This is a genomic window from Streptomyces sp. O3 (assembly GCF_054788135.1).
On the sequence record NZ_JBTVYK010000004.1, the window covers coordinates 31,592 to 46,751 of the forward strand.

Genomic DNA, 15,160 nt, shown 5'->3' on the forward strand with positions numbered 1-15,160 from the left:
GAAACGGACATGCCGGGCGCCGCGGTAAGTACGCAGCGTTACGGCGGGCGGCGGGAAACCTCTGCGCTCCCTGAGTTAGTGACGAAGGGAGCGACAACCTATGAAGTTCGCTGACGTGCTCGCCCGGTTCGCAGACGTGACCGAAGAGGCGGACGCGGGATATCTGGCCGTGTGCCCGGCACACCAGGATTCGCGCCCGTCCCTCCGTATCTGGCGGGGCGACGATGACAAGGTGCGGATCACCTGCCGGGCAGGCTGCCCCACTGAGAGCGTGGTCAAGGCGGCAAACCTCACGTGGTCCGACCTGTTCAACGCCACCGGCCCCGGCGCGACCGTGCCGCGCGAGCGGCCCGCACTGGTCGGACCCGGACCAACGGCCGCACTTGCCATGTACGTTGACCGGTCCGCAGCGTGGCTGCACGACCCCGTGTCTCAGGTCGGTGCCGACGCGCTTGCCTACGCTGCCGAACGCTTCGGCATCGACGACGACACAGCCCGTGACTTGTCCCTTGGCGCTGACGACGGTTTCAGCGCCCCCAACTTCCCTTACCGGCCACGGGCGTTCACCAGGTACCCCCGGCTGACCGTGCCCCTTCTCGACTTCGCAGGGATCGCCCGTGGCTTGCAGGGGCGCGACCTGAGCGGGGCATGCCCTGGTCGCTGGGTCTCGCTCCGCAACCCCGAAGGGCAGCGCTGGGCACCGTACGGCGTTTTCCGGGGGCAGGGTGGCTACGGGGTCACCCTGGTCACTGAGGGGCCGGGAGACGCGCTCACAGCCGTTGCCGTGGGCTATGACGCCGTTGCCGTGCGGGGCGCGTCGCTCGCCAGCAGCCCGGACCTTGCGGCCGAACTCGCTGCCGGGCTCAAGGGCTCGCACGTCATCGTGGCCGGTGACAACGACGCTGCCGGGCGGGGCTTCTCTCAGCGCCTTGCCGAAGGACTGGCCGACCACGGCGTTGCCGTTCACGTCCTGGCCGTGCCCCACGCCGGGGAAGACCTGACGGACTGGCGTACGCGCGACCCTGACCGCTTCCCCTACGAGCTGCACCGGGCGGTTAGGCTCGCGCGCCCGGCGCTGGACTCAGCGGAAGCCAAAGCCGAAGCGGTCTCGGCAGAGCTGACCGACCGGACCGGCGCTGACGCGGTGTCCCGTGACCAGGGCGCAGAGGCGGCACGCATCCTTGCCGGACTCATCAACCGGTACGGCGAGAGCGACGCCATGAACGCTCATGCACTGGTTGCGTGGTGCGGGGGCCGCATCAAGTTCGCGCCGGGGCTGGGCTTCTACGTGTGGAACGGCCATATATGGGAGCGCTCAGAAGTCAAGGTTCGTCAGGAGATTCACCGCATGGGGGCCGCGCTGGTTCTGTCCGGGGAAACTCAGAAGGCGCGCGGCTTCACGATGACTTCGCGGATTCACGCCCTGATGACGGAGCTTCGCAGCGTTCCGACCGTGCACGTGGACGCGTCGGAGTTCGACAACCGGCCGGACCTGTTGAGCTTCAAGAACGGCACCGTGGACCTTCGCACGGGCCGAATGCGTCCTCACGACAAGGGGGACATGCTGACGTACCGGCTTGACCTCAACTTCAACCCGCAAGCCGAATGCCCACGCTGGGAACAGTTCCTTGCGGAAATCTTCCCCGGTAACCCCGACTTGCCTGGCTACGTGCAACGGCTCATTGGTTACGGCATTACCGGCAGCACGGCAGAACAGTGCTTCTGCGTCTTGTGGGGGAAAGGGGCGAACGGTAAGAGCGTCCTGACCGACACCCTTACGGCCGTCTTCCGCAGTATCAGCAAGACGACACCGTTCGCGACGTTTGAAGAGAAGCCGTCGGGCGGCATCCCCAACGATGTTGCCGCGCTGCGGGCGGCACGTCTGGTCATGGCGTCCGAAGGCGAGTCCGGCAAACCCATGAGTGAGGCCGTACTCAAGCGGGTCACCGGTAAGGACATGATCAGCGCCCGGTTCCTGCGGCATGAGTTCTTCGAGTTCAAGCCGACGTTCCTTCTCATGCTCGCCACCAACCACAAACCCCGGTTTCGTGGCCAGGATGAGGGGCTTTGGCGACGGATCAAGATGCTCCCTTTCAAGCGCTGGTTCGCTCCGCACGAGCGGGACTACGACCTTGACTCGAAGCTGATGCAGGAAGCCGAAGGCATTGCCGCTTGGGCCGTGCGGGGGGCCGTCGAGTGGTACCGCGACGGACTCAAAGACCCTGCCGTCATCACGCGTGCCAGCAAGGAGTACCGCGAAACGTCGGACGCGTTGGCGGGCTTCTTTCCCGGAGTCCTTGAGGCGTGCGACGACTCGCACGCGATGAACGGAACCGAAGCGTTCAACCGGTACTTGGACTGGTGCGAGGTAGAGAACCTACCCGCCAAAGAACGCTGGACCCGCCGCGCCTTCTACGAAGCGATGGAAGAGCGAGGCGTGACACGCATGAAGACCCGCACAGGTATTGCCCTGATTGGCGTGCGTGAGCCCGCCGCGCCACCTGCCGAAGGCCCCGGCATCTTCGCCAAGTAGCCGCACCCGCACACCCGTTGACCCCAGTGACTCACGTGAGTCACTGGGGTTCTTGCGTTGGGAGAGACCGCAAGTGCTCAACTATCGACACCCGGTTGCCGGTGACACGGTGACCGTGCACGTACCGGCAACCCGCGAAGAGCTTGACACGTTCGTGAACTGGGCTCAGCGCGCGAACGAGCGGGGGCCGATCGCGCTGGACACGGAGACCACTGGTCTTGACGTGTTCAGCGACGGGTACCGCTTGCGCACCGTTCAGTTTGGCGACGCGCATGACGCATGGGTCATTCACTGGGAGCGCGGGGGCGAGTTCCGCCGTGCCGCTCTTCAAGTGCTGACGAAGGCTCGCCGGTTCCATATTCACAACGCTGCCTTTGACTGGCTCGTCCTGGACCAGCACGCGGGCATACCGCTTGAGGATCTAGCGCCCCGGACACGGGACACCAAAGTCATGGCGGCTTTGGTCGACCCCCGCCAGCCGCAGGAAGGCGGCATTGGGACGGGCCTCAAGCCTTTGTCGGCGTACTACGTGGACCGGACGGCCCCGGACACTCAGGGAGACCTCACAAGCGTCTTCCGGTCTCTGGGGCTCACGAAGGCGAACGGCTTTGCCCAGATCGACCTAGACCACCCCACTTACAACTTGTACGCGGGCTTGGACGTCATCTTGACTGCCCGGCTTGAACCGTGCCTGACGGACGCGCTGACGCGCCTAGAGGTACGCGAACGGCTGGTTGAGTACGAACACGAAATTGCGCGTATCTGCGCTCACATGCAGCGCAAGGGCATGGTCCTTGACGAAGAGTTCACGCGTGAGCTTGATTCGGCACTCAGCGAGGATGCCCGCGAGAACGCCGACCAGGCCGCCCGGTACGGCGTCGACTCCGTCAACTCCAACCGGCAGATATCCGAAGCGCTCATTGGTATGGGCGAGACACTGACGGAGCGCACGGCCGGGGGAGCGCTCAAGGTCGACAAGGCCGTACTGCTCGCGCTCGCGGACATGGACTTGCAATGGAAGCCCCTAGGCGTCCGTACGCCGAACCCTCTCGCCCTTGCGGTACTCCGCAGCAAGCGGGCCGGGAAATGGCGCTCAGCGTACGCTCAGACGTTTCTAGAGACCGTTGACCGGGGCGGCAGGGTCCACCCGAATGTTCAGTCTCTCGCGGCCCGCACGGGACGTATGAGTATCACGCGCCCGGCGCTTCAAACCCTCCCGTCGTCTGACCAGATGATCCGGCGTTGCCTTCTCGCTGACGAAGGTCACGTCATGGTGAGCACCGACTTTCAGGCCGTCGAAATGCGCGTACTTGCCGCGCTCGCTGACGTGCGCCGGATGAAAGACGGCTTTCAGTCCGGCAGCTCTGATTTCGACATCCACATGTTTACAGCTCAGCTCATCAAGGGTGAAGGGGCCACGGTCAGAGACCGAAAGCTCTTCAAGGGGGCGGGATTCGGAAAGGTCTACGGGGGCGGCATTTCAACGCTCGCCCGGCAGACCGGTGCCAGCGAGGAAGAGATCAGGCGAGCGGTCAACGCGTATGACCGGACGTTCCCGGAGATCCGGCGAGCGTCGGCACGCTGGCAGCGGGAAGCGCGGGCAACCGGAATGGTCACCGTGTCCGCCACCGGCAGGCGGATGCCTCTGGATCGCGACAGGGCCTATGCCGTCGTGAACTACCAATGCCAGTCAGCGGCAAGGGACTTGCTCGGGCAAGCCCTACTCAACGCCGAGAGTGCCGGTCTTCTCGACGCTGCGCGCTTGCCAATCCATGACGAAATCCTCGCGTCGGTACCGGCGCGCGAGGCGGAAGAGTTCGCGCGGGAGTTTGAGAAGGCCATGACGTTTGACCTCTTCGGCGTGCCCATCGTCAGCAAGGCGGACGTGGGGGGCCGGTCATGGGGGTCTCTGTACGGGGCGGACTTCTGACAGGTGGCCAGTGACTCACGTGAGTCACTGGCCCCGTTACCTTCCCGTTACCTGACTCCTTCTCAGTGAGGAGACTCAACGGCCCTTGTACTACCCGCTGACGAGTCCTGGTCTCGCCTTCGGAACTCTCTACAACTAACCAAAAGACCAACGGTCTACCCCACCACAAACGCCGTTGTTGCTGTCCGTTTCGCTGCCTAGGTTCATCGCCAACGCAACGACGAAGGCAATGCGCAAGCCCCGTTCGAGCGATCCCGGACGGGGCTTTGCCATGCCCCCGCACGTCCAGACGCTTCGGTGACTTGAGGTCACTTAGGACTTCGCGCGCTCTGCCCCCGTTCCGGGAAACCCTTGCGCTCCCCAAGGAGTGCAAGCACCCACGGAACACGCGGAGCACTCCTAATGATCGACCTTTCCGAAGCTCAGATTGCAGCGGCTCAGGACAACGACCTTGAGGCCGTCACAGCAGTCGTCAAAGCCACGGAAGAGCGCGTACAGCAACTCTCATGGCGATACGCCACCGGTTCCGGCCGGACGGACCAGGACCTTGCCGAAGACCTTGCCCAGACCGGACGCATAGCCGTATGGGAAGCGCTGAGCCGCTTCAAAGGCACCACGGTTGCGGAGTTCTTCACCTACATAGACCAGACCCTCAAAGGGGTCATGAGCGACACCCGCAAAGAACAGACCAGGCAAGGCGTATCGCGCTCCGTCGCTGCCGACTTTGAACGGGCACTGTCCATAGCAGCGGGGGACCCGTACGAAGCGGAATTCCTGGCAGCCACGAAGGAAGCCATGGGCGACCGGCGCATGAGTGAGGAAATGGCGTACGCCGCCCGCATGAGCTATCAGGGGATTGAGTACCTAGATGCCCCCGTGAAGCACGCCGGGGCGTACTCGGACGGCTACGACGCCGAAGTCACATTGATGAACCTTGTTGAGGAATCCGGAGTACCGGCCGACCTTCTCGAACCGTCCGACTATGCGCGAGCCCGCCGCAAGAACACCACCGAGAAGGTTCACGGCACCCTCAATCAGATGGGCGACCAGCAGCGAACCGTACTCATGGCACTCGCTGGAATCGAACCAGTCGGCTACTACGGCACCGAATACGACGACGACCTTTCGGCCGACTACGGAATACCGCGCTACCGGGTCAAGGTAGCCCGCAACAAAGGCAAGGTCCGGTTCGCTGAACTCTGGACGGCCGCCGCGTGATCCCTGCTGACCTTTCAGGGGCCGACCCTAGACGCCTGATGTACGCCACTGCCCTAATTGACGTTCAAATGACTAGCAGTCGGCGCGAAGAGTGGCGGAAGGCAAGGTTCTGGTGGGACGAGTTCGGCTTGTTCGTCCCACTCAGCGAGCAAGACTGCCCGGACGAATGGGAAGTCACAAAGGCTGGTTACGCACGATTCCGTGAACGCAAATCCCGCGCAGCGAAGGCGGCGAGCGAAGCATACTGGCGACGCGTCTATGCGCGGTTTGGCCTGAAGCATTAGACCACTGACAGGAGAACCCCAGTGCTGAACGTAACCCGAGAGACGAAGGCCACTCTTGCCGCACGCAACGGAGGACGCGTCATCGCGTGGCACAACGACAAAGAACGCGGCACGCTGAGCCTGGCCGTGCCGGGGGATCGCGCCAAGCTCACCCCGGTTGAGGCACGCAACCTTGCCGCGTGGCTCATTGACGCCGCGAAGGCCATAGAGACCCCGGACCGCTCGCCGTTGCGTACGGCCACACTCCGTACGGGTGAGCGGGTCGCATCGTGGTAGGCAGTGACTCACGTGAGTCACTGCCCTTGGGGGCGCAGCAAGGGGCAGGGCGCAGCAAGGCTATTGAGTCCGGGGGCGGGGGCAGGGTGCCACACGTGACCGTGAGCCGCCCCTACGAGCCCTAGCGGGCTCTGCGGGGTGAATTCCGGGCGCTTTCAGCGCGTTCACCGGAATTCAGTCTGCGCAAGCGCAGACCGCTTTTCCCTGCGTCTTCGACGCGCACCGGGAAAAGTCAAAGCCCCTGCCCCTTCGGGGCGCACCGAGGCTTTGAGCACTCGTCCCCGCGTAGCTCCCTGTCCCCGTCCCCGGACACTGCCGGGCGAAGTGAAGGGCATTTGTTGTGAACAAGAGACTTGCGACTCTCGCTGAGACGCTGAAGAGCGCTACCTCCGAGCGGGGGTGGAAGTACGTAGGGCGAAGCACCTTCGTCCGCAAAGTGGAACACAGCACCCCGGACGGCACTCCTGACAGTTGGTGGCCTTTCCCGACTTACGACAGCTACGAACACATATCCGTCGTAGCCGTCAAAGACCGGCCAATCTCAGTGTTCTACCGAACAACACGGACTCCGTGGGTTCAGTGCTCTGAGCACAAGCTCAGCGTGAAGCGGGCTCTTGAAGTGCTCAACGCGGATAGCGCCGACGTGCACGAAGGACACAAGGGGGATTCGGAGTAATGCGCCTGCAAGTCTGCGACGACACCAACAACCGGCACATGGGTGAAGAAGAACTTGACCCCAACGCGTTTATAGGCGTGCTGGACATGGCCGAAACGGCTGAACGGCTAGAGCGCGGGTACGCGTTCCAGTTCGACGACGGCACGGTCTATGAACTCCGTGTGTGGGATTACGACGACTGCATATGGCATCAGCGGTACACATACCGAGACGGCAAGCTCAACGCGATTGGGTAACAAGCAAAGATCAGCCCCCGTAACCGTTTGGTTACGGGGGCTTTTCGCGTGCCCGAAATCGACAGCCCTACGGGCTGAGTCGCCCCTATGTGGCCTACGGCCACGGGCGACAACAGCGGAAGGATTGCCCCCAAGCGCCTTCGGCGCGGGCAATCCAAACATGCCCTCCGGGCATGGCGCTTCGCGCCCGAGCCCTCTAAGCGCCTTCGGCGCGGGCTCGACCCCTACGGGGTCAAGGAAGCCGCTACGCGGCAATCAGGGGCAGTGACTCACGTGAGTCACTGCCTGTTGGGAGCCAAAGGGCATGCGCATGTCACGCTACGTAACGTGAGTGATCGTTCACGCGTGACGGGATTCACAAAGGTGCAAGATCGTTAGGGGAATACAAAATTGCAGGTGGGGGCCGGTGCAACCATCTGACTGACTGGTTGGTCTAGTTGGTTGGTGCATACCAATGCGGCCGGTATACGCGCTTCCGTTTCCCGAACGTATGTTCTAGGGTTACGAAATGGCTACGCACAGTGCAGGGGACGTACTGGTGTCGGTCTGGGTGCCAGAGCTGGGGGACAACCGCCTTGCTTGGCACCCGTGTGCCGACTTGCCGCAACCGATGGGGGAGGAACGCATCACAACGTGCGACGACACGGGGGCTCTGCTCAGGGCGCAGGGGTTGCTAGCCGCGCGCTTGCTGCCGAAGGGGAAGTACGACGGCTTCCGGCTGCTGGTCCGCGACCACGGCTCAGGGGACCTAGTGGGGTCTTCTGAGTGGTACGTCAGCCCGGAGACAGGCGCGTACCTCCCCTATCCGGGGGGTGTCTGGTCGGCGTGCGACTACGGCCAGCACAGCCACCGCCAGGACGACGAAGAGCCCGGCGCGCTCGCAGCGTGACCGGCACCGACGACCGCCACCGACTCACCACGGGAGAAGCCGACGCAACTAGCGCCGACTCGCACCACCGCACCACTCAGGGGGTTTCATGTTCCACCGCCAACCCGCCCGCTCCGCACTCGCGTTCACCGCGACGGCTGCCGTCTTCGGTCTGCTGTCCGCGCTGAGCACGCCTAGCCGCAGTCCCCAAAGAGCGAGCGCTGAGCCCGCCCCTGAGAGTGCCGCAACGGCTGACGTAGCCACCCGTCCGGCACCGCCAGGAACGGCCCGTCAGCGGCCGTCTGCGGCCCCCGTGGCCCCGGCTGCCTCCGCCGCCCCGGACGGCAGCGACCAGGGCCAGAGCGAGCCGCGCAAGGACGCCGGGCTTGCCCGTGCGCTTGCCTGCGTGCTGCCGCCGCTTCCGTTCGCCAGTTGATCACGCAGGGTAAAGCCGCGGTGCCCGGCATGTCCGTTTCGCCCCCCAGTATCGGTTGCCGGCTGAGCCTCAAATCTCACATAGGGTAACGAAGAGCCCCGCCGCTCCGAAGGGGGTGGAGTGGCGGGGCTCAGTAGGGGGTGCGTGTCGGCCGGTCAGCCGTGCGACTTGGCGAAGGTGACCAGACCGGCGAAGCCTTCGGCGGTGAGGGAGAGGTGAGGGCCGTTCGGGTCCTTGCTGTCACGGACCAGGAACTCACCCGTGGCACGCGCGTAGTTGGGTGCCCATTCAATGCACTCGCCGCCGTTGCTCTGGCTGTAGCTCGAACTCGTCCAGTCGGGGCCTTCGGGAAGGTTGTAGGTCATGAGTAACAGTCCTTCGCAATGGTGTTGATCATGTCTGCTGTCTCGTCCGGCGGTGCAGCCATGGCGGTCAGCAGATCATAGGCGTCTTGTGCCGCCGCAACTTCGGCTTCCTCAGCCAGGATGTACCCCCGTGGGAAGCCGTCCACATGTACGACGTCCGCGCCTTCCTTGAAGGCGAGTAGCCCGAAGGGGCTGACTACCAAGTTGTTCGCCTTGCGGCGGGGAACGAGCTGCACCCTGTGCCGGGGGGTCTCGGCTAGGTCCCGTAGGTGGCCAAGCTGCGCGCGCATGGTCTCTGCGTCCCCAACCGGGTTGCGCAAGGCGGCTTCGTTCAGCACCAGCCACAAGCGGGCGGGCTGCTCTTCGCGGGTAAGGATGCGCTGCCGCTCCATCCGCGCCGTAAGCAAGTCTTCAAGGTTGGTCGGCCGACCGGTCCGCAAGACCGCTTCGGCGTAGGGGCGGGTCTGCACAAGCCCCGGCAGAAGCGTTGGGTGGAACATGCGCACCACTGTCGCCTTCGCCTCAAGCTCCACGTAATGCCGGAACCAGGGCGGGAAGGCGTACCGAAGCGCCAACGGCCAGAGCCGCACGAAGCGCCCGTTGGAGTTCGGGAACACCCCGTCGCATGTCTCTGCGAACTCCAACCCCGGTACCCGCTCGCCCTTCTCGATCTTGGCCACAAGCGAGTAACCGCAGTGCGCTTCCTTGCCCAGCTCCTTGCGGGACATGCCTAGCCGCTCTCGCTCAATGCGAACTTCGTTGCCGAAGTGCACCAGGGGCGAGGCTGACGGGTCCGTCACGTCATCGCTTTCGTCTTCGACGCTCACCTGATCGAACCCCCTTTGATCGTTGGACAGTTGGCAGTGTCCAAGGTTCCTACCTGTCGAGCGTACGCGCGGAGCGCAACCCTTGGGGTACAGACGGTGATGCCCCAACAGGAGCGACGCGAGTAGCAAAGGTTTCCTCCGTGGTCAATACCCCCCGGCAGCCCCGGCCAGACCTACCGAAGCGCCCCCAGCGCGACGACGTGTCGGAGCTGGACGCGGCCATAGCTCAACGCGCGTTCTACCGGCTGACCCCGGAAGAGGTAGACGCCGCTCAGCGTGAGCGCTGGGAGGACACACCAGACGAAGCGTGGTTCTCCAAGTGGGCTCCGCTCGCCCCTGGTGTCTACCGGGGGCCGTACGCCAAACCGACGCGGGCAATCCTCCGAGACGTTGAGGCCGGACTACGAAGGCGGTTGCGGTGACCAGCGAGACGACGACGGCCCCGGCGCTCCCCATGCCGGACCTTGAACCCGTGGCGCATCCCGACTGCCGCGTCTGCTACGCGGCACACCGTGGACGCAGCGCCGCGCGGGTACAGGAAGCTGCCGAACGGGTCCGACACTTCAACGGGATCATCGGGGCGCACCCGCACCGCGCCGACCAGGACGACGGGCAGGGGGCGGACGAGTGAACGTCGATGACCCCACCCACGGCGAACCGCCGATCCGGTCGGCGTTGACGTTCCCGCCGTGCGACTGCGGACACCCGTTGTGCCCCGACACGGTGAGCCGCACGGCCGACGACCAGCCGAAGCGCCCCCAGCACGACGACCGGTCGTCCAGCCCGGCCATGCAGCGCCTTCGCCCCCTGGTCGAGAAGGAGAACCAGCGTGCGCGCGGAGGTGCCCCCGGTGACCGCTGAGACGGTCGAGAAGACCGACGTGGACCCCTTCGCCGGAACGGCGTACGAGAACTCTCCGCCCGGTTGGTGGGACCAGTACGGGGGAGCGCTGGACGTGGCCTCTGGCGTGGTCTTCCTGCCCGGCCCGTTCCATCCTCCGTCGCCGTTCCACGCGGACGACTGCCCCAACTGCCGACCTTTGAAGGAGTGGCACCGGTGAAGCTCCCAACGCGCGTACAGGACATCAGAGTTGGCATGGTCGTCTATGACAGGCGCTACGAGATGCCCGCACGCGTCACCGGCCTACAGGGGTCCTGGGTGTGTCTGGCCCGGCCTACGGGGCTCGCGTGGAAGTCGCTTCGCGTCTCTGTCCGGCCCGGCACGGAGCGGCACGCCCGGCAGCTTCACGCGCTTGCCCAACTCCACGTTCAGCGCCAACGGGGCATGAACACCCCCGCCTAATCTCCGCCCCCTGCCGGAAGACTCCGTTTCCGGTTCCCCCACCGTCGAAATGATCCCGGCAGGGGGCGGGCTCAACCCCCGTCCGGCTGTCTGCGTGACGGTCGGCAGCCGGACGGGTCGCAAGTGCAGTGCTCCACTCCAACAAGGAGGAACACAGCAGATGACCGCACCGACCATGGAGCGGGTGTCAGCCCGCTCGCTCATCTCGGCAGAGTTCTTCACTCGGCTGAGCGCCCGAGTGCAGAGCACAAACAACCTGACACCGGAAATGGCCGCCCGAGTCACGGACCAGGCACTTGCCTATCTCGCGACGTGCGCGCAGAAACCCGCTGGGGCACCCTCGCTCAACATGTCCCGCGCGGTCGACGCCGGATGGCATGCGTTCCTTGAGTACTCGGCGCAGTACGACCAATTCTTTGCGTCGTACGGCTGGCCCAAGGTCCACCACAACCCATGCGACGGGTGGGGCGGCGCTACCTACCCGCCCGCTTCGGAAGTGCTGCCCTTCACGGTCGCAGCGATCGAAGAGGCCGGGTACGCCGTAGATCCCGAGCTGTGGACCGCTCACACGGACTGTGGCGACACGTGCGGAGACGACGGCGGGGGCGGTAACCCGCTGCCCACGTGTGAGCACAGCGTCTAGCAAGACCAGCCAGAAACCCTCAGCCCCCGCTCTGGCGGATCACTTCGCCAGGACGGGTCAGCAAGTGCACGACGGTCCGGGGACAGTCCCCGGAGCGGACGACTTGAGGAGGCGACAGCCTTGACGCTCAAGGAAGCACTACAGCGAAAGGCCACCCTGCGTGGTGGTGGCGACGACGACGGCGGCCACGGGTCCGATGACACGGACATTGAGGACGGCGACGGCGGGGGCGGCAGCGGTTCCCCCGGCCACTGACCGACACTGACCGACGGTGCCCCCGGTTTCGGCCGGGGGCATTGCCGTTCCTCGCTACGCTGCCCCTACCCGAGGAGAGGTGACCTACCGTGCATCTGCTCGCCATTGACTGGGACTTTTTCTTTCCCACCCCCGACGCAGGGGCACCCAAGGGAAATCACCCAGAGCTGTACGGGTGGCCCGTAGCCGAAGACGAACACCACACCGAAGTGGTTTGGCTCGAACGTGCGGAGCGCTTCAAGGCGGCCGGTGTGCCACTGCCAACCGTGAGCGGGTGGCAAGGATTCTGGGACCGATTCACGTTCACGGAGCGCGCTCCGCTGATCTACGCCGACAGCAACGCGTGGGCAGGCCAACTGTGGCCGTCCAACGTCGGAGGTGACGGCGCTTGGGAATCTGTCCACCTGTACGACGCACACCATGACGCCGGATACCGGCAGAACCATTCGAGTTTCGAGCACTGGAAGACCAGCGGCGATGGCATCCGCTGTGAAAATTGGATGTTGGCGCACGCGTGGGCCGGGGCCTCTCTACACGTCCATTTCCCACCCTGGCGGGAATCCATGGACCGGCCCCACGAGTCCCCACTAGTCGACGTAGCCATGTCCATTGACGACGGCACGCCACCCCCTGTGGACTTCTCGGCGGTCTTCGTGTGCCGCTCCGGGGCTTGGGTGCCCCCATGGGCTGACGAAGCGTTCACGGCCTTTCTGAGGGCCGCACCAATGCGCGCTGACATGCACCCTGGGAACAAGTGGGTTCACCCCCGCCCCGACCCGCTACGCATGGGGGAGATGAAAGCGGCTCTGCATGAGAAGGTGAACGACCTCACGGCCGACTAGAGCCCCCAAGCCGCCCCGTCCGTCTGCGTCCCCCCGTCGCGGATGGGCGGGGCTTCCTTGTGTGTAGCGTCGAAGTATGAAGGCAATCACGATCACCGAACCTGGTGGGCCGGAAGTGCTCACGTGGTCCACCGTGCCGGACCCTGTACCGGGGCAGGGGGAAGTCCTCATTGAGGTGACGGCCAGTGCTGTCAACCGGGCCGATCTACTACAGCGGCAAGGCTTCTACGACCCCCCGCCCGGCGCATCCCCGTACCTGGGGCTTGAGTGCTCTGGGCACGTGGTGGGGCTGGGGCCGGGTGCAGTGGGCTGGGAAGTTGGCCAACCCGTGTGCGCCTTGCTCTCTGGCGGGGGCTACGCGGAGCGAGTGGCCGTTCCTGCTGGTCAGGTGCTTCCCGTGCCGGATGGGGTGAGCGTGGCGGACGCTGCCGCACTGCCCGAAGTGACGGCAACAGTCTGGTCAAACCTCTTCATGGGGCATGGGGGGACTTGCATAAACTCCAACGTCTTTCTCATCTCTCACCTCCGCCCCGGTGAGACGCTGTTGGTGCACGGAGGGGCGAGCGGCATCGGCACTATGGCGATCCAGCTGGCCAAGGCCGTCGGCGCCACGGTGGCGGTCACGGCGGGCGGCCCGGAGAAGCTCGCGCGCTGCGCGGAACTCGGCGCGGACATCCTCATCGACTACCGCGAACAGGACTTCGTCGACGAGATCCGCAAGGCCACGGACGGCGCGGGGGCCGACGTCATCCTCGACATCATGGGCGCCAAGTACCTGGACCGGAACGTGAAGGCGCTCGCCGTCAACGGCAGGCTCGCGATCATCGGCCTCCAGGGCGGCGTCAAGGGCGAACTGAACATCGCCGCGCTGCTGGGCAAGCGGGCCGCGATCACCGCGACCTCGCTGCGGGGCCGCCCCGAGGACGAGAAGGCCGCGATCGTCGCGGCGGTACGGGAGCACGTCTGGCCGCTGATCGGCGCGGGCCGGGTCCGCCCGGTCGTGGACCGTACGCTGCTGATGCCCGACGCGGCCGAGGCCCATCGCGTACTGGAGGCGAGCGGGCACGTCGGCAAGGTGCTGCTCACCAGGTAGCTCGCTCACCAAGCAGCTTGCGCACCCGGTGACCACGTACCCGGCAGGCCGCTCAGCTCAGCCGGTGGCCGCGCCCCGCCTGCGGAGCGGGACAGCGGGGACCGAGATGCCGGAATCGCCCCCTCATGTGACGCTATCGGTACGGATCTCGGCGACTCGGAGGTCCGGCGACTCAGAGGTCCGGCGACTCGGCGACGCGGCACGGGAGGGGGCATCGACGTGACTTCCCACTCCAGCCGATGCCGTGGCCGGCTCTTCCGCCGCCCGCTGGGTGCCGTGGTCCCCGTGTCGTTCCTCGCCGTACTGCTGGCGCTGGGCCCTGCGTCGCCCTCCTACGCCGACTACGCCGAGCCTCCGGGACCGCCCGCACCGGAGGCGTCGCTGGCCGGGAGCGTCGCTGGTGCGGGGCGCGAGCGGCCTGGACGCCCCGACTCGCCGCACTCAACGGGCCCGGCGGCTCTCCCGACCCCGGACGCCAGCGACCCCGCGCCGCCGTCCGCCAGCGCATCCCCGTCTAGCGCATCCCCGTCCAGCGCGCCCTCCCGTACGACCTCGATGAACCTGGCGAACTCGTCGCGCCCGCCGTACGAGTCGTACGAGCCATCCGAGCCGTCCGACGCCGCATCGGAGCCTGCCCCGCACGCCCTGTCCCTCGGCGCCGGCCTGATGCTCATCGGCCTCGGCCTGGCCTTTCTCGCCCTGCGGATGCGCCGGGCACGCTGAGCATGGTGGATCACCGGTGAACGGGGGCACCACCGTGATGTGATGCAGGCGTGCGAGAGAATGGCGGCATGGAGATGCCGAGGAACGACAGGCCGCAGGAGAAGTCGCAGGAGAACCCGCAAGTCCTGGTCGTGGGACAGGACGGAATGGCCCTCGGTGGCGGCGGAGACGACGATTCCCGCGAGGTTCCGGTGACCGACATGGTCGAGCAACCGGCCAAGGTCATGCGGATCGGCAGCATGATCAAGCAGCTGCTTGAGGAAGTGCGCGCGGCTCCTCTGGACGAGGCCAGCCGCGTCCGGCTCAAGGAGATCCACCACAGCTCGGTCAAGGAGCTGGAGGACGGTCTGGCCCCCGAGCTGGTCGAGGAGCTGGAGCGGCTCTCGCTGCCCTTCACGGAGGAGACGACGCCCAGCGACGCCGAGCTGCGGATCGCCCAGGCCCAGCTGGTCGGCTGGCTGGAGGGTCTGTTCCACGGCATCCAGACCACGCTGTTCGCCCAGCAGATGGCGGCCCGCGCCCAGCTCGAACAGATGCGCCGCGCGCTGCCGCCCGGCGTGGGCCACGACGAGGACGAGGAGCACGGCCACTCGGCGGGCCGTACCGGGGGCCCGTACCTCTGACAGGGGCGCGTACGGAGGGGCGCGTACGGA

Annotated in this window: 17 protein-coding genes; 15 read left to right on the plus strand and 2 right to left on the minus strand. The window is 65.7% G+C overall.

What is annotated here, in order from left to right:
• Positions 1 to 100 precede the first annotated feature (100 nt).
• From ACX6XY_RS03525 to ACX6XY_RS03550, 6 genes are all read left to right on the plus strand, one after another.
• Positions 101 to 2,533, plus strand: coding sequence for a phage/plasmid primase, P4 family (locus tag ACX6XY_RS03525; RefSeq protein WP_460326191.1), 2,433 nt, complete (start codon positions 101 to 103; stop codon positions 2,531 to 2,533).
• A gap of 73 nt (positions 2,534 to 2,606) precedes the next feature.
• Positions 2,607 to 4,463 (plus strand): DNA polymerase, encoded by a 1,857-nt coding sequence (locus ACX6XY_RS03530; RefSeq protein WP_460326193.1) that lies wholly within the window; start codon positions 2,607 to 2,609, stop codon positions 4,461 to 4,463.
• 402 nt (positions 4,464 to 4,865) lie between these two features.
• A complete protein-coding gene (locus ACX6XY_RS03535; RefSeq protein WP_460326195.1) occupies positions 4,866 to 5,681 on the plus strand; it encodes an RNA polymerase sigma factor in 816 nt (271 codons plus the stop codon).
• Positions 5,682 to 5,986: 305 nt separating this feature from the next.
• Positions 5,987 to 6,241 (plus strand): hypothetical protein, encoded by a 255-nt coding sequence (locus ACX6XY_RS03540; RefSeq protein WP_460326197.1) that lies wholly within the window; start codon positions 5,987 to 5,989, stop codon positions 6,239 to 6,241.
• 675 nt (positions 6,242 to 6,916) lie between these two features.
• The gene (locus ACX6XY_RS03545; RefSeq protein ID WP_460326199.1) at positions 6,917 to 7,153 is read left to right on the plus strand and encodes a hypothetical protein; all 237 of its coding nucleotides are present in this window, start codon (positions 6,917 to 6,919) and stop codon (positions 7,151 to 7,153) included.
• 508 nt (positions 7,154 to 7,661) lie between these two features.
• Positions 7,662 to 8,042, plus strand: coding sequence for a hypothetical protein (locus ACX6XY_RS03550; RefSeq protein ID WP_460326201.1), 381 nt, complete (start codon positions 7,662 to 7,664; stop codon positions 8,040 to 8,042).
• A gap of 570 nt (positions 8,043 to 8,612) precedes the next feature.
• On the opposite strand, the gene ACX6XY_RS03555 is transcribed toward ACX6XY_RS03550, so the two are convergent.
• Positions 8,613 to 8,822: a DUF397 domain-containing protein gene (locus ACX6XY_RS03555; protein WP_460326203.1), complete on the minus strand. Its 210-nt coding sequence runs from the start codon at positions 8,820 to 8,822 to the stop codon at positions 8,613 to 8,615.
• Complete coding sequence (locus tag ACX6XY_RS03560) at positions 8,819 to 9,649, minus strand: helix-turn-helix domain-containing protein (protein WP_460326205.1); 831 nt, start codon at positions 9,647 to 9,649, stop codon at positions 8,819 to 8,821. Before ACX6XY_RS03560 ends, ACX6XY_RS03555 begins: the two co-directional genes overlap by 4 nt.
• 418 nt (positions 9,650 to 10,067) lie before the next feature.
• Here ACX6XY_RS03560 and ACX6XY_RS03565 point away from each other — a divergent pair, with 418 nt between their 5' ends.
• From ACX6XY_RS03565 to ACX6XY_RS03605, 9 genes are all read left to right on the plus strand, one after another.
• Positions 10,068 to 10,280: a hypothetical protein gene (locus ACX6XY_RS03565; protein ID WP_460326207.1), complete on the plus strand. Its 213-nt coding sequence runs from the start codon at positions 10,068 to 10,070 to the stop codon at positions 10,278 to 10,280.
• Positions 10,277 to 10,510 carry a hypothetical protein gene (locus tag ACX6XY_RS03570; RefSeq protein ID WP_460326209.1) on the plus strand — a complete coding sequence of 78 codons (234 nt, stop codon included), beginning with the start codon at positions 10,277 to 10,279 and terminating at the stop codon, positions 10,508 to 10,510. Before ACX6XY_RS03565 ends, ACX6XY_RS03570 begins: the two co-directional genes overlap by 4 nt.
• Positions 10,500 to 10,709: a hypothetical protein gene (locus tag ACX6XY_RS03575; protein WP_460326211.1), complete on the plus strand. Its 210-nt coding sequence runs from the start codon at positions 10,500 to 10,502 to the stop codon at positions 10,707 to 10,709. The genes ACX6XY_RS03570 and ACX6XY_RS03575 overlap by 11 nt, the downstream gene beginning before the upstream one ends.
• Before the next feature lie 402 nt (positions 10,710 to 11,111).
• On the plus strand, positions 11,112 to 11,594 hold the full coding sequence (locus ACX6XY_RS03580) for a hypothetical protein (protein ID WP_460326213.1): 483 nt from the start codon (positions 11,112 to 11,114) through the stop codon (positions 11,592 to 11,594).
• A 120-nt stretch (positions 11,595 to 11,714) separates the two neighbouring features.
• Positions 11,715 to 11,849, plus strand: a complete 135-nt coding sequence (locus tag ACX6XY_RS03585) for a hypothetical protein (RefSeq protein ID WP_460326215.1) — start codon at positions 11,715 to 11,717, stop codon at positions 11,847 to 11,849.
• An 89-nt stretch (positions 11,850 to 11,938) separates the two neighbouring features.
• A complete protein-coding gene (locus ACX6XY_RS03590) occupies positions 11,939 to 12,691 on the plus strand; it encodes a hypothetical protein (RefSeq protein WP_460326217.1) in 753 nt (250 codons plus the stop codon).
• A gap of 76 nt (positions 12,692 to 12,767) precedes the next feature.
• A complete protein-coding gene (locus ACX6XY_RS03595; RefSeq protein WP_460326219.1) occupies positions 12,768 to 13,784 on the plus strand; it encodes an NAD(P)H-quinone oxidoreductase in 1,017 nt (338 codons plus the stop codon).
• A gap of 219 nt (positions 13,785 to 14,003) precedes the next feature.
• On the plus strand, positions 14,004 to 14,507 hold the full coding sequence (locus ACX6XY_RS03600) for a hypothetical protein (RefSeq protein WP_460326221.1): 504 nt from the start codon (positions 14,004 to 14,006) through the stop codon (positions 14,505 to 14,507).
• Between the two features lie 68 nt (positions 14,508 to 14,575).
• Complete coding sequence (locus ACX6XY_RS03605) at positions 14,576 to 15,130, plus strand: bacterial proteasome activator family protein (protein WP_460326224.1); 555 nt, start codon at positions 14,576 to 14,578, stop codon at positions 15,128 to 15,130.
• Positions 15,131 to 15,160: the final 30 nt, after the last annotated feature.